Origin of the sequence: Sphingomonas sp. TREG-RG-20F-R18-01, from assembly GCF_022662475.1 — a bacterium.
GTDB lineage: Bacteria > Pseudomonadota > Alphaproteobacteria > Sphingomonadales > Sphingomonadaceae > Sphingomonas.
In genome coordinates, this window is the sequence record NZ_JAKNQQ010000002.1 from 777,367 (window position 1) to 800,235 (window position 22,869).

Here is a 22,869-nt window from a genome sequence, read left to right on the forward strand (position 1 = left end):
CGAAGGCCGGGGCCGTCTGGTTGTCCGGGCGCAGCGGGACGTCCGGGCGCGCGACATCGCCGGTTTTGCCCCCGAACATGGCGGCCCCGGCCTTCGCTGGGGTGACGGGCGTGGGGCCGGCTGCCGCCGGCGCAGGAGCCCGCGTGGAACCAACTTCCCGCCCGAACGCTACCTGCCGCACCACAGGAGACAATCATGAGCGTAACGACCCTTATCGGCGCAGCCATCGGCGCCGCCATCGATGGTTCCAGCGGCGACGACAGCAGCGTCGACGGCGCGATCGAGGGCGCGATCGCGGCCAAGGTCATCACCGCCGTCATTCCGCTCGCGCTGACGTTTGCGACCGGCTGGCTCGTCCTGCGCGGCATCGGCAAGCTCAAGGCCGAGGTGTTCGGCGCGGAACCCGCGCAGCGCTAAAACGCCGGACGGGTTGACGCACACCCTATGGCCGCGCCACTAGCGGCCATGCCCGACCATCGTTCTTCGCAGCCCAAGAGCTTCAAACGCCGCGGACTGATGTTCGTCCTGTCCTCGCCTTCGGGCGCGGGCAAGTCGACGATCGCCAATCGCCTGCTCAGGGAAGAGCATAACAAGCTTAAGATGTCGGTGTCCTACACGACCCGTCCGATGCGAAAGGGCGAGGTCGAAGGGCGCGATTATCATTTCGTCGACAAGGAAACCTTCCGTCACATGGCGGAAGACGACCAGTTCCTCGAATGGGCGCGCGTGTTCGACGAACGCTACGGCACCCCGCGCGACACCGTGTTCAAGGATCTCGAGCACGGGCAGGATATCCTGTTCGACATCGACTGGCAGGGCGCGCAGCAATTGTTCCAGCTTGCGGGCGGCGATGTGGTGCGCGTGTTCATCCTGCCACCGGGGCTGAAGACGCTGCGCGACCGGCTCGAGAAGCGCGCGACCGATTCGCAGGAGGTGATCGACCGCCGGATGGACCGTGCGCTCGCCGAGGTGAGCCACTGGGACGGGTACGATTACGTTCTGGTCAACGACGATCTCGATGACTGTTACGAGTGCGTCCAGACGATCCTGACCGCGGAACGCCTGAAGCGCTCGCGGCAGCGCGGGATGATCGGGTTTATTCGGCGCTTGCCGGAGAAGTAAGGATTGTTTGGGGGTTTGGCGTCTCCTTTCCCCCTGCCGTCATTCCCGCGAAGGCGAGACCTCGGCTAAAGTTGGGTTACGGACCGTCATTTTCTGTTTTCCCGCGAAGGCGGGAACCCAGAGCCAGCCAGAACAACGGCTTGCAGTTCTCGCGACTCCTGGACTCCCGCTTTCGCGGGAGAACACCGAAGGTTTCGCAGAGGTCATGCTTCCGCGGGGATGACGGATACGGGGCGGGATTCCCGGTAATCAGCCCGCCAGCAACTCCAGCATCCGAACGCCGCCACCGAAGTCGCGCCGCCGTGCTGCGATTCCCGCCGCGGCGAGCGGGTCGCGGCCCCAGCGTTCCGCCTGATACTCCTCGTCGAGCGTCACTGCGTCCCACACCTGTTCCGCGCTCGCCGCGCGCTCGGACAAGGCGAGCGCCGCGATCAGCGAGCCGCCGATCGTCACGACCGGCGACAGCGCCGCCAGCGTGAACGCATCGCGCGCTGCGATCGCGTCCGCCAGCCGCGTCAGCGTCAGCGGAGGCGGCGCGCGGTGCAATATCCCGGTCGCTACCTCGATATGCACGTCGTACCGCGCGCGCGCCCAGTCGAGTAGCGGGTCCCACGCCGCCGCCTGCCGCGCGACCAGATCCTCGGGTGAATCCGCCCGATAACAGAGCAGGTCGCTCTCGCCATAATGGGCGAGGCCTTGTGCGAACAGGATCGGGTCAGGCCCGACCCGATCGATTGAGGCATTGCCCAGCCCGGTCAGCGGCATCGCGCGCGGGTCGATCTCCGCCCCCTCTTCGACCGAACGCCATTCTTCGGCAACCGCCTCCGCCAGCGCCTCGGTCGGCAGCACGAGCGGCACGCGCCCGGGCGTCCGCAGCGGGCGGTCGTCGAGCCGGATCCCGCGCTCGGCATCGACCGCGACCTCTTTCCAGAACCGCTTCATGGTTGCTCCGGACTCCGCCAGCGTCGCGCGAGCGCGCGCGGGACGATCGCGATCAGCAACAGCGCGGAGATCACCAGCGCCGTGCCGATCACCTTGGGTACAGGCGATTGCGCGCGGACGATCAGAACCAGCCCGAGCAACGCGCCGGCCACGCCCAGCAGGCGCGTGCCGAGCATCGCGAAATAGCGGTTGCGCGCAAGCGTATCGGGGTCGGTCATCGCTGTTCCATCAATCCGGGGAGCGCGGCGACCGTCTCCGCGACCGCATGCGCGCCCGCTTCGGTCAGTTCCTCGGCGGGGTGATAGCCCCACGCCACCCCCAAAGCACGTGTCCCCGCCGCGCGTGCCATCAGCATGTCGTAGCTGGTGTCGCCGATCATCACCGTCGTCTCCGGCACCGCGCCCGCATCCGCCATCGCGGTCTCGATCATCGAGGGATGCGGCTTGGAGGGGTGGCGGTCGGCAGTCTGCAGCGTGATGAAATGCGCGGCGATTCCGTGATGCGCGAGGATATGCGCAAGGCCCCGGTCGGACTTGCCGGTCGCGACGCCGAGCTTCCAGCCTTCGCCCGCGAGCTGGTCGAGCACGTCGAGAATGCCGTCGTACAGCGGCTCGGCGCTCATCGCGCCCGAGGTGCGCATCTTGAAGAACGCCGCCTTGTAATCGTCCGCCAGGCTGCGGTGCAGCGCGGGGTCGCCGTCGGGCAGCAGCATCTGCATTGCTTCGACCAGGCTCAGGCCAACGATCCGGCGGATCGCGCTGCGGTCGGGTGCCACGAGGTTCGCCTGCGTGAACGCGGCTTCGACCGAGCGGCAGATATTGTCCTGGCTGTCGACCAGCGTGCCATCGCAATCGAACAGCGCAAGGCGGGCGGGGGAGGGGAGGGCTGTCATCAGTTTCTTCCTTCCCCGGCGAAGGCCGGGGCCCAGTCGTGCTGGCGGATGGGGCGCATGCTGCGTTCGATGCCGATGGACGGCGCGACTGGGCCCCGGCCTTCGCCGGGGAAGGGCGCGAGGGGGAAGGATCGGCTGCCCATCATACGTTCCGCATCCAGTGCGCGATCCCGCGCCGACCCGCCGCTTCGACGGCATCCGCCGCCGCAAGCCGCGCGGCGTCCGGCTTGTTCTGCCCGAGCTTCAACGTTCCGCGCCACGCCTGCACGGTCAGCGTGAACCCGAGGATCCCGCGCGTCATCCGCTCGAACAGCGCCGCGTCCATCTTGTCGCGAGTCCACGGCGTCTTGGGCGCGAGTCGCTCTTCCTGCACCGCCGAGACGCGATCGACTTGCTCGACCAGCCCGTCGTGATCGAGCCGCGCGATCCGGCCTTCCAGCTCGACCGCGACGTAATTCCACGTCGGCACCTGATCGGGGCCAAGCCCGTACCAGTCCGGGCTGACATAACCGTCCGGCCCCTGCACCACGAACACACCCGTAGCACCGTCCAGATGCCGCGCGATCCCGTTGCCGCGCGAGACATGGAAAGCGAGCGTCGCGTCGTCGTTCCATACCACCGGGACATGCGCCACGCGCGGGCCATCGGGCGTCGCGACGAACAAAGCGCCGAAGCCGAGTTCGCGCACCAGCGCGCGCATCGCATCGCGGTCTTCCCAGCGAAAGGCCGGATCGGGATGCATCAGGTCCGCAGCGCTTCCATACCTTCGTGCTCCCGCGCAGGCAGGAGCCCAGCGTCACGGACGCGGCGCCTGCAACTCTGGGCTCCTGCCTGCGCAGGAGCACAAGCGCTTCCCCCCCGAATCACGTCGCCGAACCGCGCCGCCGCCGTTCGCCCTTGCGATCCTTGCGGTAGGTCTTGGCGTGCTGGCGCGCTTGCTGCTTTTTCACTTCGCGGCTCGGCGGCGGGGGCGATTCGAGCGGCATCATGTTGCCGAGCATCTCGTCGAACCCGAGCTGCTTGAGGCTCTCGGAGAAATGCGTCGGCAGTTCGGCCTGGACGTCGATCGCGCCGCCATCGGGGTGGTCGATCCGGATCCGGCGCGAGTGGAGATGCATCTTGCGCGAGATGTTGCCGGTCAGGAACGCGGCCTGCCCGCCGTACTTGCCGTCGCCGACGATCGGATGCCCGATCGCCGCGAGATGGACGCGCAGCTGGTGCGTACGCCCGGTGTGCGGGATCAGCTCGAGCCACGCGGTCGTCGTCCCCGCCATCTCGATCACGCGGTAGCGCGTGCGCGCGGGGCTGCCTTCCTTCTCGTCGACGTGCATCTTCTCGCCGCCGGTGCCGGGTTGCTTGGCGATCGGCAGCTCGATCATCCCGTCCTCGATCGACGGCACGCCGACGACCAGCGCCCAATAGGTCTTCCGCGCGGTGCGCGAGGAGAAGGACTTGGAGAAATACGCCGCCGCCCGTGCAGTCCGCGCGATAAGCAGCGCGCCGCTCGTATCCTTGTCGAGCCGGTGGACCAGCTTGGGGCGGCCCTCCATGTCGTCCTGCAACGCATCGAGCAGGCCGTCGACATGCTCGATTGTCTTGGTCCCGCCCTGCGTCGCGAGACCGGGCGGCTTGTTGAGGACGATCGCCTGCGCATCGCGGTGGATCACCATTTCCTGCGCGAAGGTGATCTCGTCTTCGCTGAGCGGCGGACGCTCGCGCTTTTGCGGCGCGTCGATGCGGACCGGCTCGGCCGGGGGAACGCGTATCGCCTGGCCGGCGACGACATGGTCGCCCGGCTTGGTGCGCGCGCCATCGACGCGGAGCTGCCCGGTGCGCGCCCATTTGGCGACCGTGGTATAGCTCGTGTCGGGCAGATGCCGCTTGAACCAGCGGTCGAGCCGGATCCCGTCATCGTCGGGACCCACGCTGAACTGGCGTACGTCGCTGGTCGCCTTGCTGGGCTTGTCGGGAGTCTTGGTGGTCATGCTGCGATCCGGGTAAGCCAGAGGCCGGCGAACAGCGCCAGCACCGCGCCGAGGACCGACGCAAGGACATAGCCGAGCGCGGTCATCCACGCATCGCGCTCGACCATCGTCACGACCTCGAGCGAGAAGGAAGAAAAGGTTGTAAAGCCGCCGAGAACCCCGACGCCGAGTAACAGCCGCGTATTCTCATTGCCGCCGACACGCGCGAGCATGCCCATCAGCACGCCCATCGCGAACCCGCCGATCAGGTTGACCGCAAGCGTGCCGTAGGGAAAGATCGGGCCGAACGCGGCGACCGCGCCACGCCCGACGAGATAGCGCGCCGCGGTGCCCAGGGCACCACCCGCCATGACGAGAAAAAGCTGAACCATTGCGGCTGCGTTAGCGCGGAATGACGCATTCGTCACCCCGGCCCCGTGGAAACGTCGTTCGGCGCTGTATGTCGGCCGTCGCGCAGCGGCTTGCCAGCAAACCTTGCATAACCCCAACCTCGCCGTCATGGTCACGGCATGGGTATGATCGTCAACATCATTTCGGTTCTGGTCGGTCTCGCCGCCTTGCCGGTGGCGCTCGTCGGGCTGGTGCCGTTCTTCGGACTCGCCAATTATCTCGCGATCCCGATCGCCGTGGTGGGCGCGGCGCTTGGCATGCTTTCCGGGCACAAGACCGGGCGGAATTTCAACATCTTCGTGCTGATCGTCGCGGTGATCCGGCTGATGCTGGGCGGCGGTTTGCTTTGACGCCAGACGGCAGAAGGGCCCGGCGTTCGCACGCCGGGCCCTTCCGTCTAACCGTCGACCGGCGTTAGCGGCAGACGACGTTGCCGCGATCGACCGACTGGCCGAGCAGCGCACCCGCGCCGCCGCCGATCAGCGTCCCGAGCAGACGCGAACCGCCGCCCGCGATCGTATTGCCGAGCGCGCCACCGGCGAGACCGCCGACGATCAGCCCGGTCGTGCCGTCGCCACGCCGGCAGTAATAGCGGTTGTCGCGACCGCGATAGATCCGGTCGTTGCGCGTCAGGCGGCGCGGCTGGTAATATTGGCCGTCGCGATAGTAATTCTCGGCGTAATAGGCGCGCTGGCCGTTCTCGTACCGGTTGTAGTCGTAGTTGCGATACTGGCGCCAGTCGCGGTTGCGGTCGCGCTGGGCATCGCGCACGTCCCGGCGATAATCCTGGCGCGCATCGCGGACATCGTCGCGCGAGTCGGCGTTGCGGATGTCATGGCGATAGTCCTGGCGTGCATCGCGGACGTCCTGGCGATATTCGCGATTGGGGTTGTCCTGGGCGACTGCCGGAATCGCGGTCAGCGCGGACGCTGCGATGGCCGCCGCCAGAATGAACGTACGCATTGGGATGAGCTCCTTAAACCAAATCCATATCGTGGATCAGGATAGAGAACTCATCCCCGGCACCGAAAGTTGCGTGAACGGAAAACTACCTAGCGTTCACGCAAGAGTCAGCAAAATCAGGCGTTAAGCGAATGGGTTAATGTAATTTCAGCATTAAGCACCTTCGAGATCGGGCAGTTCGCCTTGGCGCCTGCCGCGATCTCTTCGAACTTTGCCGGATCGATCCCGTCGATCGTCGCCTTGAGGTCGAGGGCCGACTTGGTGATGGTGAAGCCGTCGCCATCCTTGTCGAGCGTGACCTTGGCGGTCGTCTCGAGCTTGCCCTCGGTAAAACCGGCGCCTGCGAGCGCGAAGCTGAGCGCCATCGTGAAGCAGCTCGCATGCGCGGCGGCGATCAGTTCCTCGGGGTTGGTGCCGGCACCATCCTCGAAGCGGCTGTTGAAGCCATATTGCGTATCCGAAAGAACGCCCGACTGGGTCGAGACATGGCCCTTGCCGGCTTTGCCGAGGCCGTCATAGGTGGCCGATCCGCTGCGTGTGGTCATCGTCATTCTCCTCGAGGGCACAAAAAAAAGCGCGGGCCCGTCAAGGCCCGCGCTGGATATAGGGTGCTGAACGGACAGCTGTTAGTTGCAGCGACGATCCGCCGTGCTGGCGCGATCGATCGCGCGGCCACCGAACGCGCCGGCGACACCACCGAGTACCGTGCCGAGCGTCTTGTCACCATGGCCGGCGATCGAGTTGCCCAGCAGCGCGCCCCCGACGCCACCGACCAGCAGACCGGTCGTCCCGTCCGAGTGGCGGCAATACCGGCGGCCATCGCGGCCCTGATAGACGCGCGGCGAATAGTGACGGTAATGCTCGCGCGCGCCGGCTTCGGCGGTCGGGAAGGCCATGGTGGCGGGAATGACGAGCGAAGCGGCGCTGAGCGCCATCAGGAAAGTGCGCATTGAATTACTCCCAGTTACAGTCTTGCCTTGGATTACTTCCGAAGCAGTAACAGTCCGTAATTACGCGCAGTTGCATGAACGTGAAACAACATCGCGTTCAGCTTGGTGCAGGGTTGCGCAGGGCTAGGCGAGACCTTGCGCTGGCCTTGCGACGCTGGTCTCGAAACCCCCCGTCGCCCCGGCGCAGGCATGGCATCCGCGAACCCACAGCTGTTCTCCCGCGAAAGCGGGAGCCCAGGAGACGCGAGAATTGTAAGCCGTTGTCGTGCTCGGCCCTGGATTCCCGCCTTCGCGGGAAAACAGCAAACGAAGGGTCGTAAACCGCCGTTCGCAGAGGGTTCGCGCAGGCCGGGGCCGGCACGGTTACCGCGCGCATCGCTCTCGGGTTGACAGCTTGGGGTACCCTAGCGCGCGAGCAAGTCCCGCGCGCGCGCGCAGTCCGCGTCCATTTGCGCGGTCAGCGCCTCGAGCGAGTCGAACTTCGCCTCGGGTCGCAGATAGTCGATCAACGCCACCTCCAGCGGCTGCCCGTACAGGTCGCCCGAAAAATCGAAGAAGAACGGTTCGAGCAGTTCCTTCGGCGGATCGAAGCTCGGGCGGATCCCGAGGTTCGCCGCGCCGTCGAGCACGCGCCCGTCGGCCAGCGTCCCGCGCACCGCGTAGATCCCGTAGGCCGGGCGCACATACCCGCCCATGTCGAGATTGGCGGTCGGATAGCCGATCGTGCGCCCCAGCTTGTCGCCATGCTGGACCAGCCCCGCGATCGCGAACGGGCGCGTCAGCAGCCGCGCCGCGCCGCGCGGGTCGCCCTCCTGCAGCAGTTCGCGCACCCGGCTCGACGACACGGTCGCGCCGTCGAGCGCCACCGGGGCTACGGTATCGACCGAGAAACCGCGCGCCGCGCCGAACGCCGCGAGCATCGCGACCGACCCGCTGCGCGCCTTGCCGAAGGTGAAGTCCTCGCCGGTCACCACACCGGCGATGCTGAGCGCCGCGATCAGCCGCTGTTCGACGAACGCCTCCGCCCCGAGCGCGGCGAGCGCGGTATCGAAGCGGAACACGACCATCGCATCCGCACCCGCCTCGGCAAACAGCCGCTGGCGCTGGTCGAGCGTGGTCAGGCGGAACGGCGCGCTGTCGGGGACGAAATGGCGGATCGGGTGCGGATCGAACGTGCCCACGAGCGCCGGGCGGCCCTCCGCGCGCGCGCGCGCCACGGCACGGCCGACCACGGCCTGATGCCCCAGGTGAAATCCATCGAAATTGCCGAGCGCGATGATCCCGCCGCGCAAGCGCTCCGGAACCGCCGAGCTGCCGTCGAGCCGCTCCATGCGACCGGCCTATACGGGCGCGGACGCGGCTGCGCTAGGCGGCTTTGTCGGGGATGATCCCGGCACGAAGGACGCGCAGGACATTCCCGCCCATCACCTTGGCGATGTCGGCGTCGCTGAAGCCGCGATCGATCAACGCCTGGGTGATCGCGACGACCTGGCCGGAATCGAACCCGGTCGTCACCGCGCCATCGAAATCGGAGCCGAGCCCGACATGGTCCACCCCGACCAGGTCGCGGACATGGGCAATCGCCGCTGCGGCTGCGTCCGGGCGGGTCGAGCAGATCGCGGCATCCCAATAGCCGATCCCCACCAGGCCGCCGGTCCGGGCGACCCCCCTGATTTCGGCGTCGGTCAGGTTGCGGTTGACCTTGCACGTCGCCTGCACGCCACCGTGGCTCGCCACCACCGGGCGGCGTGCCATGGCCAGCACCTCGGCGATCGTGGCATGGCTCGCATGCGCGATGTCGACGACCATGCCGAGGTGCTCCATCCGCCGCACCACCTGCCGGCCGAGCAGCGTCAGCCCGCCCTTCGCTTCCCCATGCATCGAGCCCGCCACGTCATTGTCGAAGAAATGGGCGAGCCCCGCCATGCGGAACCCCGCGCGGTACAACAGGTCGAGACTCGCCAGCTTGCCCTCGAGATCCTGCAGCCCTTCGATCGAGAGCATCGCGCCCACGACCTTCGCGCCTTCCGCGCGATCCGCGAGCAGGCGGTCGAGTTGCGCCGCCGACTGGATCACCCGCAACCGGCCGTCGGAAGCGGCCGCGTAGCGGTCGAGCTTCTGCGCATGCCATAGCGAGCGTTGCAGCAGCGACCCCCAGGTGCGGGGCGGTTGCAGATCGGCGATGGCCAGCGCGGTGATGTTGTCGGTGTCGGATCGATTGGAATCGTAATTCTGGTTCGCCGGAGTCTTGGTCACCGACGAAAACACCTGCAGCGCGTAATTTCCCTTGAGCAACCGCGGTAGGTCCACCTGTCCCCGAGACGCCGGCGCGAGCAGGCTGCGCTGCCACAGCAGCGTGTCGGCATGCATGTCAGCGACCTGCAGGCGCGCATGCAAGGCCTGGGCGCGGGGCGTGATCCGCAGCGCGACCGGCTCGACCACGTTCATGCCGCGCTCGACCATGCCGGGTGCCAGGACGAAGAACAGCAACGCGCCAAGCATGGCGACGGCCAGCACCGCCCACAGGATCTTGCGCATCATCGCCACTCTCCGCCCTGCCGGACGTGCTCTGGCATCGACGTGCCGGTCCGGTCAGGCCGCCGGTATGCGGGGCGGGGCGTGGCGCGGCAAGCCCGGGGGCGATCAGTCCCTGGTCAGCGTGACGAAGCTGTGGGCGGGGCGGGGCTTGGCTGCGGCATGGTCTTCCCGGGCGATCTCGCGCCAGCCGGTAAAGGGCGGGACGACTGCATCGCCCGCCGGTACCGCATGTACCTCGGTCAGCTCGATCCGGCGGGCATGCGGCGCGAACAGCGCGAACACCTCCGCCCCGCCGATCACCATGATTTCGCCGTCACCCGCCTGGGCCAATGCGGCATCCACCCCGTGCACCGCCTCCGCGCCGGTGGCGCTCCACGCCGGGTCGCGGGTCAGCACGATGTGGCGACGACCGGGCAAGGGAGCCGGGAAACTGTCGAAGGTCTTGCGGCCCATGATCATCGGCTTGCCCATGGTCAGCGCCTTGAATCGCTTGAGGTCGGCGGGAAGATGCCAGGGCAGCGCGCCCGCGTTGCCGATGACGCCGTTGTCGGCCCGCGCGAGGATGAGCGTGATCATCGCTCCGCCATAGCCGCTGACGCGGCGTGCGGTCGATCCCTTCTCGCGGAGGTGCGTCCTGCCGTCCGGTAACGAACGCTCAGCGCACCACCAGTCGCGTGTACAGGTGCCAGGTGGCATAGCCCAACCAGGGCAGCACGACCGCCAGCCCGATCGCCGCCGGGATCATCCCCAGCAGCATCAGGCCCGCGACTCGCATGCCCCAGCCAAGCATCTCCCGCGGATTCTCGCGTGCCGCCCGGATCGACGTGCGCAGCGCGGTCGCGGCGTCGACCGGCTGGTCGACCACCATCGGGAAAGACACCGCCGCGAGCACCAGCGTGGCCACCGCGAACCCCGCCCCGGCGAGGTTGCCGAGCACGATCAGTTCCCATCCCTCGGTCGTGGTGAAGAGCCGTCCGAAGACGTCGCCGACCTGCATCGGCTGCGTCGCGCCGAGGGTCGCCTGATACAGCGCATAAGCGACCACCAGCCAACCGATGAACAGGATCGCGATCCCGGCCGTCAGCATCGCCAGCGGGGTCCGGCTGCGTCCGTTGAGCGGATCGAGGAAATGCCACCAGCTCGAGTCGCGCCCTTCCTCGCGGCGGCGGGCGAGCTCGTAGAAGCCCGACGCCACGGCCGGCCCGGCGATCGACAGTCCGGCAACGAGCGGGAACAGCAGCGGCAGCAGCGGCGCATTGGACGCCAGCAGCACGGCCAGGAAACACACGATCGGATACAACAGGCCGAGAAAGATCAGATCGCCGCGCTTTTCGGTGAAATCGCGCCAGCCTTCGGCCAGGGCCCAGTTGAGGTCATGCGTGCTGATCCGCCGGATCTCCGGCAGGTCGGGGGCTGCGGCGGACGGATGTGCGGGGGTGGCGTTCCACGTCGTGGGCATGGCAGGATCCTCTCGTGTGTAGCGGCTTTCCTTCTTTTATGTTGGAGCATTGTACGCCTGTTCAGGCGCGCAAACAAATCGGAGAATGGGTGGTCAGGCGAAGGGGCCGTTCAGTCGCACGATCGCCCGGTTGAGCAGGGCGGCGAAGCTGACCCACAGGAAGTAGGGGACGATCAGCAGGGCGGCGAAAGGGGAGATCGGCGCCAGGCCGACCAGCAGGGCAAGGAGCGAACCCCACAGGAAAACCACCTCGACCAGCGCCCAGTCGGGACGCCTGAGCGCGAAGAACAACGGGCTCCACAGGAAATGGAACAGCGCGTTGACCGCAAACAGGATAACGACGTGCGTCCGCGCGGTGGCGTCCGGCGCCGCGGTCCAGGCAATCGCGGCGGACCAGGCGGCCAGGCCCAGCAGGATCGTCCAGGCCGGCCCGAACAGCCAGTTCGGTGGCTGCCACGACGGCTTGCGGAGCGCGCGATACCAGGAGCCGATCGGCGTTGCCAGACCGCCACCGATCAACAAGACGACGGCGCCGGCGCCAGAGACGTAAAGCGGGTTCATGCGGTACATCTGGTGCCATCGCGCGAGAATTGCCAGTGTCCACTTGTTCGGTGTCAAGCGCGTGGTACACTGACACCATGCGAAGGCCGTTCCCTTTTTCGGCGATCGTCGGCCAGGACGATATGAAGCTGGCGTTGCTGCTCGCGGCGGTTGATCCGCGAATCGGCGGGGTGATGGTGTTCGGCGATCGCGGCACGGGCAAATCGACCGCGGTGCGGGCGCTGGCGGCGTTGCTGCCGCCGATGCCGGCCGCGCTGGCGGGCTTCCATGCCGAGGGCGCACCGGCACCGGAACCCAGGGCGCGCGTGCCGGTGCCCTTCATCGACCTGCCGCTCGGCGCCACCGAAGACCGCGTGGTCGGCGCGCTCGACCTGGAGCGGGCGCTGGGGGCCGGGGTCAAGGCGTTCGAGCCGGGGCTGCTCGCGCGGGCGAATGGCGGCTTCCTGTATATCGACGAAGTCAATCTGCTCGAGGATCATATCGTCGATCTGTTGCTCGACGTCGCGGCGTCGGGAGAGAATGTCGTCGAACGCGAAGGCCTGTCGGTGCGGCATCCGGCGCGGTTCGTGCTGGTCGGCAGCGGAAACCCCGAGGAAGGCGAGCTTCGCCCGCAATTGCTCGATCGCTTCGGCCTGTCCGTCGACGTTCGCACGCCGCAGGACCTCGCCAGCCGGGTCGAGATCCTCAAGCGCTGCGATGCGTTCGAGCGGAACCCCGAGGCCTTTGCCGAGGCGTGGCAGGCGGCCGAGAAAAAGACGCTCAAGCGCATCGCGCGGGGCCGGGCGGGCGTGGCCGCGGTGGCGGTGCCCGAGCCGATGCTGGCGCGCGCGGCGACGCTGTGCATGGCGGTCGGCGCGGACGGATTGCGGGGCGAACTGACGCTGATGCGCGCGGCGCGCGCGCTCGCGGCGCTGGACGGCGTTGCGATGGTGACGGCGGACCATATCGCGCGGATCGCCCCGCTCGCGCTGCGGCACCGGTTGCGCCGCGGGGTGCTCGACGAAACCGGCTCGACCGTGCGGATCGAACGCGCGCTGGACGCCTTGGCGGCGGCGTGATCGGCATCCCGACGCCGCCGGAGGACGCGCTGCTGGCGGCACGCTTATGCGCCTGGGATCCGGTCGGACTGGGCGGCATGGTGCTGCACGGCGGCGGAGGCGAGGTGCGCGACGCCGTCGTTGCGACCCTGCACGCTGCGCTGGCGGAAGGGGCGCCGCTGCGACGGCTGCCGGTGCACGGGGACGACGCGGCGTTGCTCGGCGGGCTCGATCTCACCGCGACGCTCGCCCTCGGGCGGCCGGTGCGACAGCACGGCGTGCTGGTCGGGGCGAGCGGGGGATTGGTCGTCGTGCCGATGGCCGAGCGGATGGCGGAGGCGACTGCGGCGCGGATCGCGTCGGTGCTGGACGCCCGCGCGGTGGACGGCATGCCGGTGCGCCTGGCGGTGGTCGCGTTGGACGACGGCGTCGACGAGGAGGCGACGCCCCGCGCACTGGCGGAGCGACTGGCCTTCTGGACCGATCTTTCGGCGAACGACGCGACCCCTGCGGTTTCCGCGGCGGGGGAGGGGGAGGGAAAGGCTCAAGGGGCGGAGGAACCCGCCGACCCGCTGACGATCCTTGTCGAGATCGCCATGGCGCTGGGTGTCGATTCCGCGCGCGCGACCTTGTTTGCGTTGCGTGCGGCGCGAGCCTCGGCGGCGCTGGCCGGGCGCGCGGCCATCCACGATAGCGACCTGGTCTTGGCGGTGCGCCTGGTCCTGCTTCCGCGCGCGACACGCCTTCCGGCATCGCCTGCACCCGAAACGACAGGCGACGCACCGCCACCCGACGCGGGCGACGAAGACAAGGGCAGGGCGGATCCGCCCGAAGACGTGGTGCTGGCCGCGGCGCTCGCCACGCTTCCGCGCGACGTGCTCGACGGGCTCGCGACCCACGGGGGGCGGCGGAGCCCGAGTCGCACCCGTGGCGCAGGCGAGCGGCGGATGTCGGCGCAGCGCGGGCGCCCGCTCGGGTCGCGCGCCGGGGTGCCGCGCGGTGGCCTGCGCCTGAGCTTGATCGATACGATCCGCGCCGCCGCGCCGTGGCAGGCCCTGCGCGCGCGCGGGGACGGGCCGATCCGGATCCGGCGTGCCGATCTGCGCATCCGGCGGTTCGAAACGCGCGCGGAGACGCTGACGATCTTCGCGGTCGACGCCTCCGGCTCCGCCGCTGCGGCACGGCTGGCGGAGGCGAAGGGCGCGGTCGAGCTCTTGCTGGCGCAGGCCTATGTAAAGCGCGCGCAGGTCGCGCTCGTCGCGTTTCGCGGGACGGGGGCAACAGTCCTGCTGCCGCCCACGCGATCGCTGACGCGCGCGCGGCGTGCGTTGGCGGACCTGCCGGGGGGCGGGGGAACGCCGCTTGCCGCCGGGCTCGACGCCGCGCGCGACCTCGCCGAGGCGGCGCGGGCGCGGGGTCGGACGCCGTTCCTCGTCGTCCTGACCGACGGTCGCGGCAATATCGCCGTCGACGGCACCGCCGTCCGTGAGCGGGCGGCGCGCGATGCCGAACAGGCGGCGCGGGCGATCGGCCAGGCGGGCATCGCCGCCGTGCTGGTCGACACCGCCCCGCGCCCGCGCCCCGAGGGGGCGCGGCTCGCCTTGGCGATGGGCGCGCGCTATCTGCCGCTGCCGCGCGCGGATGCCGCGGCGATGCACCGCGCGGTCGCCGCCGCACAGGCCGCATGAGCCGTGCGCGCTGGAGCGAGGAAGGCCGGGACTGGCCCAATCGCGCGTCCAGCCGCTTCGTCGACGCCGGGCGGGTCCGCTGGCACGTGCAGGTCATGGGGGCGGGGCCGGTCGTGCTGCTGGTCCACGGCACCGGCGCGGCGACGCATAGCTGGCGGGATCTCGCACCCGTGCTGGCACAGCGTTTCACGGTCGTCGCGCCCGATCTGCCGGGCCATGGCTTTACCACGGGGCGGCCGGCGGGGGGGCTGGCGATGCCCGCGCTGGCGCGCGCGCTGGGTGATCTGCTCGACACGCTCGACGTCGCGCCGGATCTGGTCGTCGGCCATTCCGCGGGCGCGGCGATCGCGCTGCGGATGGTGCTCGACCGGCGGATCCGTCCGGCCGGGGTGGTGGGCCTGAGCCCGGCGCTGATGCCGTTCCCGGGCCTTGCCGCGAAAGTCTTTCCGACTTTGGCCCGGATGCTGTTCGTCAATCCGTTCGCGCCGCATCTGGTGGCGGCGATGGCGCGGGGACCGGGCGATGCCGAACGGTTCCTCCGCCAGGCGACGGGATCGCGGATCGCAACCGACGGGGTCGCGCTGTACCGGGCGCTGTTTGCGACCTCGGATCAGGTCGCGGGCGCGATCACGATGATGGCGTCATGGGATCTCGAGGCATTCGCCCGGGACCTCCCGAAGGTCGGCGTTCCGACCCTGCTGATCCACGGGGCAGCCGATACGGCGATCCCGTCCGCATCGGTCCGGCAGGCGGCGGCACTGCTGCCGGACAGCCGGGTCGAGCTGCTGCCCGGGCTCGGGCATCTCGCGCATGAGGAGCGGCCGGCGGACATCGCCGGGCTGATCGGCCGGTTTGCGGAACATCTGGTGACGGGGTCGGAATGACCGCGCACCCCGGCCTGTTCGCGCTGCTCGACATGGCGAGTGTCGGCGTCCCCACGATCGGCCTGGTCGTCTGGCAGCTCGTCTCGATCAACCGCGAGATCGCGCGGGACAAGACCGACCGACCGGAGCCGTCACCAGAACGCCCGGGGCATGCGATAGGGGAGCATCGTCTGGACGACCGGTGAGCGGAATCGTCCGAGCGACAGGCTCTCGTGCACCGCGCGCACCGGTTCCCCGAACAGCTGCATGTCGAGCGCCGAGCGCGCATAGAAAGGCGCATCGATCCAGGTGCGCGCGACCCTTGGCGTGCTGCCCGCATCCGCGCGGGTCGCGCGCGGGACGAGCCACCGCGTCCGGGGCAGCGCGACGCGCGGCGGCGGCGCGACGTCATGCCAGCGCCCCTGCCGATCGACCCGCAGCGCCAGGTCGAACGGCGCACCGTTGCGCCGGCGGCCCTCGTACAGCACCGCGACGTCGTGCTTGAGATGCGCACGCGCCCAATGCCAGTCGTCGAACCCCGTTTCGAGCGGCTCGTCCCCGAAGTTCGAATCGAAATAGCCATCGCCGGTCCAGCGCATGTCGGGATGCACCATCTCCACCTCGACCCGCGCGCGCGGCGCGACCGGGTGCCAGCGATGACGCTGGTCGGGGTCGAGCGCAAAGGCGGTGGTGCCGATCATCTCGGGCCGCACCCGCACCGTCCCGCGCACCGGATAGGGCAAGGGCGCGGAGATTTCGGCGATGTCGATCACCAGCGTATCGCCGTCCCAGCTCAGGGCGCTGGGGCCCACCGCAAAATGGTCGGCATCCCGACGCACCCGTCCGGCGCCGCGTTCGGTCATCGCCCACGCACTGCCGCGCGGACCGCAGAGCGATACGTTGATCGCGCAGTGATTGTCCGGCCGCGCCCGCCCCGACAGCTTGTAATAGGGGGAGAAGACGCTGCCAATGAAGGTGATGATGGTCAGGCCGAAGCGGCCGTCCGCGCTGAAGGCGTCGACATACCACCAGGCATAGCCACCGGGTGCGACCGCGCCATCGAAGCGCGGTCCCTGAGCAGGCAATCGACGGCTAGCCGGGCGGACAAGGCCGCCATCGGCACGCCCGCGCCCGGATGGGTACTCCCGCCCGCGCAATAGAGCCCAGGGATCCGCGTCCGGCTGCCGGGGCGCCGGAAGGAGGCCGCCCACCCGTGCGAGGCCGGTCCATAAAGGGCTCCACCCGTCCGTGGGAACAGCGTGGCGAAGTCCGATGGCGTCGTCAGAACCGTGGCCTGCTCCGGCAGATCGAGCATCAGGCCGGCGCGGCGCAGCGTTGCGTGCATCGACTGGGTACATGGGTCCGTCTCCGCTTGGGTGAAGGGGGTATCGCCGGTCGGCGGCGCGTTCACGATGATCTGCAGGCGCTCGGGCGCGGTGCAGCCGGCGCCGTCGGCGGCGTCGCGATCCAGCGCGCAGACGTAGACACTGGGATCGCTCGCGAGTCGGCCGGCGGCGAGCGCGGCGAATTCCGCCGCGGGATCGCGCGAAAAGACCACATTGTGGCGGACGAGCGGAAAGCCCTGCGCGGTCCCGCGTGCACACCACACCATCGCCGAAAGCGACCGTCGTCCGGGCGGGACCGGCGGAACGGCGCGGCGCGCACGGTCGCCAAAGGCCCCGGCCGCGAGGGCTGCGGGATCGGCGTTGCACACCACGGCGGTCGCGGCGATCCGTTCGCCCGTCGCCAGCGCGACCCCGGCGGCGCGTCCGCGCTCGACCAGGATCTCGGACACGGGGGTACCATAGCGGAACGTCGCCCCGTGGCGCGTGGCCAAGGCGGCGATGGCGCGTGCCAGCTGGTGCATGCCGCCGTCGACCAGCCACACGCCCGATGCCTCGACATGCGCGATCAGCATCAGCGTCGCCGGGCAGCGGAACGGCGACGACCCGCAATAGGTCGCATAGCGTCCGAACAGCTGCCGCAGCCGCGGGTCCTGAAAATGCTCGCCAAGCGCGTGCCACAGCGTTTCATAGGGCCGGATCCGGCTGAGATCGGCGAAGCCGCGCCAGCCGAGCCGCCACGTCAGCCCGAGCGGGCTGGTCTGCGGTGCACGCAGGAAGGGACGATCGAGCGTCGTGAAGATGCGCTGCGCCTCGGTCCGGAACGCGCGATAGCCGGCCGCCGCACCGGCCCCGGCAAAGTCGCCGATCGCGGCTTCGCTCGCCGCCGGGTCGGCGAATAGATCGAGCCGGTCGTCCCCCCAGGCATGCCGCGCGAGGATCGTTGCGGGGGTCAGCGCGACATGCGCGTCGAGCGACGCGCCACACGCTTCGAACAGGGCGTCGAACACCGCGCGCATCGTGAACACGCTCGGGCCGGCGTCGATCGGAGTGCCATCCGCCATGACCTCGCGCATCTTTCCGCCCGGGGTCTGCGCCGCCTCGACCACCGTGACGTGCATTCCGCGCGCGGCGAGCAACGCGGCCGTGGCCAGCCCGCCGATGCCGGCGCCGATCACCACGACTTGCTCCTGCGTTGCCATCGCGCGCCTTTCGGGGACGTTGACCTTTACGGCCATATGTCCACATAAATGGACATATGGTTTCGTCCACATCGAACGACATGTCAAAGGGCTATATCGAACGGTTGCGTTTGTGCTGGACCGGGTGGCGGAACCGCGTCCTGGCCGCGCCGCGCTTTCAGCAGTTTGCGACGGATTTCTGGCTCACCCGGCCGATTGCGCGCGCGCGGGCGCGCAGGACGTTCGATCTGGTGGCAGGGTTCGTCTATTCCCAGACCCTGACGGCCTGTCTCGAGACCGGACTGTTCGATGTGTTGGCCGACGGGCCGACGTCGATCGACCGCGTCGCGATGGCGTGTCGGCTAAGCCCGGACGGTGCGCTTCGCCTGTTGCGTGCCGGGGCGGCGCTGGGTCTGGTCGAGCGGATCGGGGATGTCTGGATGCTGGGCAGCACCGGCGCCGCGCTCCGGGGCAATCCGGGCATTGCCGAAATGGTTGCGCATCACCGCCTGTTGTATGCCGATCTGGTGGACCCTGTCGCGCTGCTGCGGCGCGACGGCGGGGGCGGCGCACTGGCGCATTATTGGGCCTATGCCGAACATCCCGGGCAGGGCACTCCGGCCGACGTATCGGCCTATTCCCGGCTGATGGCCGAGTCGCAGCCGCTGGTGGCGCGTCAGATCCTGCGATCCTACCGGTTCTCGCGTCATCGCCGGATGCTCGACGTCGGGGGTGGCGAGGGGCGCTTCCTCGAGTTGGTCGGCGCGCGCGTGCCCGGGCTCGATCTCGCGCTGTTCGACCTGCCTGCGGTGGGCGCGCAGGCGCTGACCCGGCTCGCGGCGGCCGGTCTCGCCGGGCGGACGGCGATTCATGGCGGGGACTTTCTGGTCGATCCGCTACCGCGCGGCTATGACCTGATCACGCTGGTCCGCGTGCTGCATGACCATGACGATATCGCCGCGTCGGCGCTGTTGCGCGCGATCCACGCGGCCCTGCCGCCCGGAGGGCGCCTGCTGATCGCGGAACCGATGGCCGGAACGCGCGGGGCGGTACCTGCGGGCGACGCGTACTTCGGCCTCTATCTGCTTGCGATGGGGTCTGGACGTCCCCGTACGGCGCGGGAAATCCACGACATGCTCCACGTCGCCGGGTTCGAGGCGGTCCGCACCCTGGGATCGGCGCTGCCCCTGACGTGCCGAGTCATCGTGGCGCGCCGCTCGACCGCCGACATAAAAGATTGACAACATAAAGTGTCCAACTAGACTTACACTCAGAGCAGACCCGGATCGGGCTGTCGTACGGGAGAAACGCGGTGGAAACACTGGCAGTGGTATTGGAGGCGCCCCAGCGGCTGGTCCTTCGGCCGCTCGCGCTCAACGCCCCGGGGGCTGCCGATGTGCTGGTCGACATCGTGTGGAGCGGGATCAGTTCGGGAACCGAACGGCTGTTATGGTCGGGTACCATGCCGGTGTTCCCGGGCATGGGGTATCCGCTGGTGCCGGGCTACGAATCGGTCGGTCGGATCGTCGATGCGGGAGTCGAGGCGCGGGGGCGGATCGGCGAGTGGGTCTTCGTACCGGGAGCCAATTGTTACCGGGATGCGCGCGGCCTGTTTGGCGGCACGGCGCAGCGGGTGGTGCTGCCTTCGGCACGCGCGCTGCCGGTCGAAGAATCGCTCGGCGCGGACGGCATCCTGACAGCCTTGGCTGCGACCGCTTTCCATGCCGTGGCGGGGGGCGCGGCACCGGATCTGGTGATCGGTCACGGTGTCCTCGGTCGGCTGATCGCACGGATTGCGATCGCGTCGGGCGCGCCTGCGCCGATGGTATGGGAAACCAACCCGGACCGCCGTGACGGGGACGGCTATACCGTGATCGATCCGGCGGAGGATGACCGTCGCGACTATGCGACGATCTGTGACGCGAGCGGTGCCGCCGATATTCTGGACACCGCGATCGCGCGGCTCGGCAAGCGGGGCGAGATCGTCCTCGCGGGCTTCTACGACCGGCTGAGCTTCGGCTTCCCCCCGGCCTTCCAGCGCGAGGCGCGGGTCCGCATCGCGGCGGAATTTACGCCGGCCGATGTCGCGGCGACGCTCGGCCTGGTGGGCTCGGGCGCGTTGCGGCTCGACCGGCTGATCAGCCATGTGCGGCCCGCCGCAGCGGCGACCGACGCATATCCCGCGGCCTTCGTCGATCCGGCGTGCCGCAAGATGGTGCTCGACTGGAGGGCTGCATGACGATGCTCGATCCTGGCCCGCTGCGCGACGAGGCCGCGTACGAACCCGATCCGGTCCCGACCGGTCCCATCACCAAGGAAACGCAGATCATCGCGATCTACGGCAAGGGCGGCAGCGGCAAGTCGTTCGCTCTGGCGAACCTCAGCTACATGATGGCGCAGCAGGGCAAGCGCGTGCTGCTGATCGGCTGCGACCCAAAGAGCGATACGACCTCGCTGCTGTTCGGCGGCAAATCGACCCCGACGATCATCGAGACCAGCTCGCGCAAGAAGCTCGCGGGTGAGGAGATCGGGATCGAGGACGTCTGCTTCCAGCGCGACGGGGTGTTCGCGATGGAACTCGGCGGGCCCGAGGTCGGGCGCGGGTGTGGCGGGCGCGGGATCATCCACGGGTTCGAGACGCTCGAGAAACTCGGGTTCCATGAGTGGGGCTTCGACTATGTCCTGCTCGATTTCCTGGGTGACGTGGTGTGCGGCGGCTTCGGCCTGCCGATCGCGCGGGACATGTGCCAGAAGGTGATCGTGGTCGCGTCGAACGACCTGCAATCGCTCTATGTCGCCAATAACGTGTGCAAGGCGGTAGACTATTTCCGCAAGATGGGCGGGAATGTCGGCGTCGCGGGGATGATCCTCAACAAGGACGACGGCACCGGCGAGGCGCAGGCGTTCGCCGCGGCAGTCGGCATCCCGGTGCTGACCGCGATCCCCGCGAACGAGGACATTCGCAAGAAAAGCGCGAATTACCAGATCATCGGCAAGCCCGGCGGGCAATGGGCGAGCCTGTTCGAGGAGCTCGCGGTCAACGTCGCGGAAGCCCCGCCGCTCAGGCCGTCGCCGCTCGATCAGGACGGGTTGCTCGGGCTGTTCTCGGCGGATGTGACGGGCGCGGATTACGCGCTGAAACCTGCGAGCCAGGCGGACATGCGGGGCGTTGCGTATGTGACGAAGCCGACGCTCGAGGTGGTGTACGATGCCGTCTGAGGCTGGCCTTTCTTCTTCTTCTTCTAAGCCCCTCCCCTTCAGGGGAGGGGTTGGGGGTGGGGCCGTGCCTGCTTCCAGCGGTGCGTCTGCTGGACTGCCCCACCCCAACCCAGTGGCGGGTCGATCAGGCTCCCAGCCTGATCTGAACCGCGCGGGGCGCGGTTCACCCGCCACTCCTGAAGGGGAGGGGCTTGCGTGTGCAAACGGCACCACGCTCCGAGAAGCCGCAGAACGCGCCGGAAAATCCGAAATCCTAGCCCGCTACGACGCCGACTACCCCAAAGGCCCCCACGACCAGCCCCAATCCATGTGTCCAGCCTTCGGCTCCCTCCGCGTCGGCCTGCGGATGCGCCGCACCGCCACCGTCCTCTCGGGCTCCGCCTGCTGCGTCTACGGCCTCACCTTCACGTCGCATTTCTACGGCGCGAAACGCAGCGTCGGCTACGTCCCCTTCTCGTCCGAGACGCTGGTGACGGGCAAATTGTTCGAGGACATTCGCGACGCGGTTCATCAACTCGCCGACCCCGCGCTGTACGACACGATCATCGTCACCAACCTCTGCGTCCCGACCGCGAGCGGCGTGCCGCTGCAATTGCTCCCCGACCAGATCAACGGGGTGCGGATCATCGGGATCGACGTCCCCGGCTTCGGCGTGCCGACGCATGCCGAGGCGAAGGACGTCCTTGCGGGTGCGATGCTCGCTTATGCGCGCAAGGAGGCCGAACAGGGCCCCGTCGCCGCGCCAAAGCAACGGCCGGACCGGCCGAGCGTGACTCTCCTCGGCGAGATGTTCCCGGCTGACCCGCCAGGAATCGGGCTGTTGCTCGAACCGCTGGGCTTGGCGGCCGGCCCGGTCGTGCCAACACGTGAATGGCGCGAACTGTATGCGGCGCTCGATTGCGCCGTGGTCGCCGCGATCCACCCCTTCTACACCGCGAGCGTCCGCGAATTCGAGGCGGCCGGGCGCACGGTCGTCGGGTCTGCCCCGGTCGGTGCCGAGGGGACGGCGGCGTGGCTCGACGCGATCGGCGCGGCCTGCGGGATCGCGCAGGACAAGGTCGATGCCGCGAAGAACCGCTTCCTCCCCGCGATCCGGGGCGCACTCGCGGCGCGGCCGATCGCCGGGCGGATCACCGTGTCGGGCTATGAAGGCTCCGAACTGCTCGTCGCGCGGCTGCTGATCGAGAGCGGCGCGGACGTACCCTATGTCGGCACCGCCTGCCCGCGCACGCCCTGGTCCGAACCCGACCGCGACTGGCTGGTCAGCCGCGGCGTCCGCGTCCAGTATCGCGCCAGCCTCGAGCAGGACATCGCCGCGGTCGACGCATTCGGCCCCGATCTCGCGATCGGCACCACGCCCGTGGTGCAGCACGCCAAGCAGAAGTCGATCCCGGCGCTCTATTTCACCAACCTCATCTCGGCGCGCCCGCTGATGGGGCCGGCGGGGGCGGGGAGCCTCGCGCTGGTGGTGAATGCGGCCCTCGCCAACCAGGCGCGCTTCGACAGGATGACCGCGTTCTTCGAGGGGGTGGGCACCGGCGCGACCGCTGGCGTGTGGGAAGACACGCCGGTCGAGCGGCCCGAATTCAAGGCGAAATACGCCGCAAAACGCATCGCCGCTGCGAAGGCCGAAGAAAGCGTGGGGTCATGAGCGGCCTTTCCCTCAGCCGTCACCCTGAACTCGTTTCAGGGTCCACCGCGCAACACCGGCAGACTGCCATCGTTGCGCGGTGGAT

27 protein-coding genes are annotated in these 22,869 nt (G+C 68.9%); 11 read left to right on the forward strand and 16 right to left on the reverse strand.

Features of this window, described 5'->3' with window-relative positions; translation table 11 throughout:
* Window positions 1-195 precede the first annotated feature (195 nt).
* Both L8K25_RS09255 and gmk read left to right on the forward strand, forming a co-directional pair.
* Entirely contained in the window at window positions 196-417 is a 222-nt protein-coding gene (locus tag L8K25_RS09255) for a hypothetical protein (protein WP_242138572.1), read from the forward strand.
* 48 nt (window positions 418-465) lie between these two features.
* A complete protein-coding gene (gene gmk / locus L8K25_RS09260) occupies window positions 466-1,122 on the forward strand; it encodes a guanylate kinase (protein WP_242138573.1) in 657 nt (218 codons plus the stop codon).
* Window positions 1,123-1,371: 249 nt separating this feature from the next.
* Here gmk and L8K25_RS09265 read toward each other — a convergent pair whose 3' ends face one another.
* The 6 genes from L8K25_RS09265 to crcB all read right to left on the reverse strand — a co-directional run bounded on the left by L8K25_RS09265 (window position 1,372) and on the right by crcB (window position 5,312).
* Entirely contained in the window at window positions 1,372-2,064 is a 693-nt protein-coding gene (locus L8K25_RS09265; RefSeq protein ID WP_242138574.1) for an ATP12 family protein, read from the reverse strand.
* Window positions 2,061-2,282, reverse strand: a complete 222-nt coding sequence (locus L8K25_RS09270; RefSeq protein ID WP_242138575.1) for a hypothetical protein — start codon at window positions 2,280-2,282, stop codon at window positions 2,061-2,063. The genes L8K25_RS09265 and L8K25_RS09270 overlap by 4 nt, the downstream gene beginning before the upstream one ends.
* Window positions 2,279-2,956 (reverse strand): HAD-IA family hydrolase, encoded by a 678-nt coding sequence (locus tag L8K25_RS09275; RefSeq protein ID WP_242138576.1) that lies wholly within the window; start codon window positions 2,954-2,956, stop codon window positions 2,279-2,281. The genes L8K25_RS09270 and L8K25_RS09275 overlap by 4 nt, the downstream gene beginning before the upstream one ends.
* A 142-nt stretch (window positions 2,957-3,098) precedes the next feature.
* Window positions 3,099-3,698, reverse strand: coding sequence for an FMN-binding negative transcriptional regulator (locus tag L8K25_RS09280; RefSeq protein WP_242138577.1), 600 nt, complete (start codon window positions 3,696-3,698; stop codon window positions 3,099-3,101).
* 121 nt (window positions 3,699-3,819) lie between these two features.
* Window positions 3,820-4,941: an RluA family pseudouridine synthase gene (locus L8K25_RS09285; protein WP_242138578.1), complete on the reverse strand. Its 1,122-nt coding sequence runs from the start codon at window positions 4,939-4,941 to the stop codon at window positions 3,820-3,822.
* Window positions 4,938-5,312, reverse strand: a complete 375-nt coding sequence (gene crcB, locus L8K25_RS09290) for a fluoride efflux transporter CrcB (protein WP_242138579.1) — start codon at window positions 5,310-5,312, stop codon at window positions 4,938-4,940. Before crcB ends, L8K25_RS09285 begins: the two co-directional genes overlap by 4 nt.
* Window positions 5,313-5,450: 138 nt before the next feature.
* Between crcB and L8K25_RS09295 the strand changes: the two genes are divergently transcribed.
* Window positions 5,451-5,681 (forward strand): hypothetical protein, encoded by a 231-nt coding sequence (locus tag L8K25_RS09295; protein WP_242138580.1) that lies wholly within the window; start codon window positions 5,451-5,453, stop codon window positions 5,679-5,681.
* Between the two features lie 64 nt (window positions 5,682-5,745).
* Here the strand turns inward: L8K25_RS09295 and L8K25_RS09300 are convergent, their stop codons facing one another.
* From L8K25_RS09300 to L8K25_RS09335, 8 genes are all read right to left on the reverse strand, one after another.
* Window positions 5,746-6,294 (reverse strand): glycine zipper 2TM domain-containing protein, encoded by a 549-nt coding sequence (locus L8K25_RS09300; RefSeq protein WP_242138581.1) that lies wholly within the window; start codon window positions 6,292-6,294, stop codon window positions 5,746-5,748.
* A gap of 116 nt (window positions 6,295-6,410) precedes the next feature.
* Entirely contained in the window at window positions 6,411-6,839 is a 429-nt protein-coding gene (locus L8K25_RS09305; protein WP_277923280.1) for an OsmC family protein, read from the reverse strand.
* 81 nt (window positions 6,840-6,920) lie between these two features.
* Complete coding sequence (locus L8K25_RS09310) at window positions 6,921-7,244, reverse strand: glycine zipper 2TM domain-containing protein (RefSeq protein WP_242138583.1); 324 nt, start codon at window positions 7,242-7,244, stop codon at window positions 6,921-6,923.
* A gap of 404 nt (window positions 7,245-7,648) precedes the next feature.
* Window positions 7,649-8,575, reverse strand: coding sequence for a bifunctional riboflavin kinase/FAD synthetase (locus L8K25_RS09315; RefSeq protein ID WP_242138584.1), 927 nt, complete (start codon window positions 8,573-8,575; stop codon window positions 7,649-7,651).
* Between the two features lie 34 nt (window positions 8,576-8,609).
* Complete coding sequence (locus L8K25_RS09320; RefSeq protein WP_242138585.1) at window positions 8,610-9,785, reverse strand: dipeptidase; 1,176 nt, start codon at window positions 9,783-9,785, stop codon at window positions 8,610-8,612.
* A gap of 102 nt (window positions 9,786-9,887) precedes the next feature.
* Window positions 9,888-10,358, reverse strand: coding sequence for a dihydrofolate reductase (locus tag L8K25_RS09325; protein ID WP_242138586.1), 471 nt, complete (start codon window positions 10,356-10,358; stop codon window positions 9,888-9,890).
* A 79-nt stretch (window positions 10,359-10,437) separates the two neighbouring features.
* A complete protein-coding gene (locus L8K25_RS09330) occupies window positions 10,438-11,241 on the reverse strand; it encodes a DUF2189 domain-containing protein (protein WP_242138587.1) in 804 nt (267 codons plus the stop codon).
* Window positions 11,242-11,334: 93 nt separating this feature from the next.
* Window positions 11,335-11,802, reverse strand: a complete 468-nt coding sequence (locus tag L8K25_RS09335; RefSeq protein WP_242138588.1) for a TspO/MBR family protein — start codon at window positions 11,800-11,802, stop codon at window positions 11,335-11,337.
* Window positions 11,803-11,879: 77 nt separating this feature from the next.
* Here L8K25_RS09335 and L8K25_RS09340 point away from each other — a divergent pair, with 77 nt between their 5' ends.
* Genes L8K25_RS09340 through L8K25_RS09355 form a run of 4 tightly spaced genes read left to right on the forward strand, consistent with a single transcriptional unit; the run spans window position 11,880 to window position 15,596 of the window.
* Complete coding sequence (locus L8K25_RS09340) at window positions 11,880-12,860, forward strand: ATP-binding protein (protein WP_242138589.1); 981 nt, start codon at window positions 11,880-11,882, stop codon at window positions 12,858-12,860.
* Window positions 12,857-14,527, forward strand: coding sequence for a magnesium chelatase subunit D (locus L8K25_RS09345; RefSeq protein ID WP_242138590.1), 1,671 nt, complete (start codon window positions 12,857-12,859; stop codon window positions 14,525-14,527). Before L8K25_RS09340 ends, L8K25_RS09345 begins: the two co-directional genes overlap by 4 nt.
* Window positions 14,524-15,411 carry an alpha/beta fold hydrolase BchO gene (gene bchO / locus L8K25_RS09350; protein ID WP_242138591.1) on the forward strand — a complete coding sequence of 296 codons (888 nt, stop codon included), beginning with the start codon at window positions 14,524-14,526 and terminating at the stop codon, window positions 15,409-15,411. Before L8K25_RS09345 ends, bchO begins: the two co-directional genes overlap by 4 nt.
* Window positions 15,408-15,596: a hypothetical protein gene (locus L8K25_RS09355; protein ID WP_242138592.1), complete on the forward strand. Its 189-nt coding sequence runs from the start codon at window positions 15,408-15,410 to the stop codon at window positions 15,594-15,596. Before bchO ends, L8K25_RS09355 begins: the two co-directional genes overlap by 4 nt.
* Here L8K25_RS09355 and L8K25_RS09360 read toward each other — a convergent pair.
* Together L8K25_RS09360 and crtD are read right to left on the reverse strand one after the other, a co-directional pair.
* Window positions 15,543-16,475: a hydratase gene (locus L8K25_RS09360; RefSeq protein WP_347341143.1), complete on the reverse strand. Its 933-nt coding sequence runs from the start codon at window positions 16,473-16,475 to the stop codon at window positions 15,543-15,545. The two genes, L8K25_RS09355 and L8K25_RS09360, sit on opposite strands and share 54 nt — an antisense overlap.
* Window positions 16,376-17,935, reverse strand: a complete 1,560-nt coding sequence (crtD, locus tag L8K25_RS09365; protein WP_242138762.1) for a 1-hydroxycarotenoid 3,4-desaturase CrtD — start codon at window positions 17,933-17,935, stop codon at window positions 16,376-16,378. The genes L8K25_RS09360 and crtD overlap by 100 nt, the downstream gene beginning before the upstream one ends.
* A gap of 56 nt (window positions 17,936-17,991) precedes the next feature.
* On the opposite strand from crtD, the gene L8K25_RS09370 reads away from it, so the two are divergent.
* The 4 genes from L8K25_RS09370 to bchY all read left to right on the forward strand — a co-directional run bounded on the left by L8K25_RS09370 (window position 17,992) and on the right by bchY (window position 22,784).
* Window positions 17,992-19,155, forward strand: coding sequence for an acetylserotonin O-methyltransferase (locus L8K25_RS09370; RefSeq protein ID WP_242138593.1), 1,164 nt, complete (start codon window positions 17,992-17,994; stop codon window positions 19,153-19,155).
* Window positions 19,156-19,226: 71 nt separating this feature from the next.
* Window positions 19,227-20,153: a chlorophyll synthesis pathway protein BchC gene (gene bchC / locus L8K25_RS09375; RefSeq protein WP_242138594.1), complete on the forward strand. Its 927-nt coding sequence runs from the start codon at window positions 19,227-19,229 to the stop codon at window positions 20,151-20,153.
* Window positions 20,150-21,133 (forward strand): chlorophyllide a reductase iron protein subunit X, encoded by a 984-nt coding sequence (locus L8K25_RS09380; RefSeq protein WP_242138595.1) that lies wholly within the window; start codon window positions 20,150-20,152, stop codon window positions 21,131-21,133. Before bchC ends, L8K25_RS09380 begins: the two co-directional genes overlap by 4 nt.
* A 250-nt stretch (window positions 21,134-21,383) precedes the next feature.
* Entirely contained in the window at window positions 21,384-22,784 is a 1,401-nt protein-coding gene (bchY, locus tag L8K25_RS09385; protein WP_347341149.1) for a chlorophyllide a reductase subunit Y, read from the forward strand.
* The last annotated feature ends 85 nt before the right edge of the window (window positions 22,785-22,869 follow it).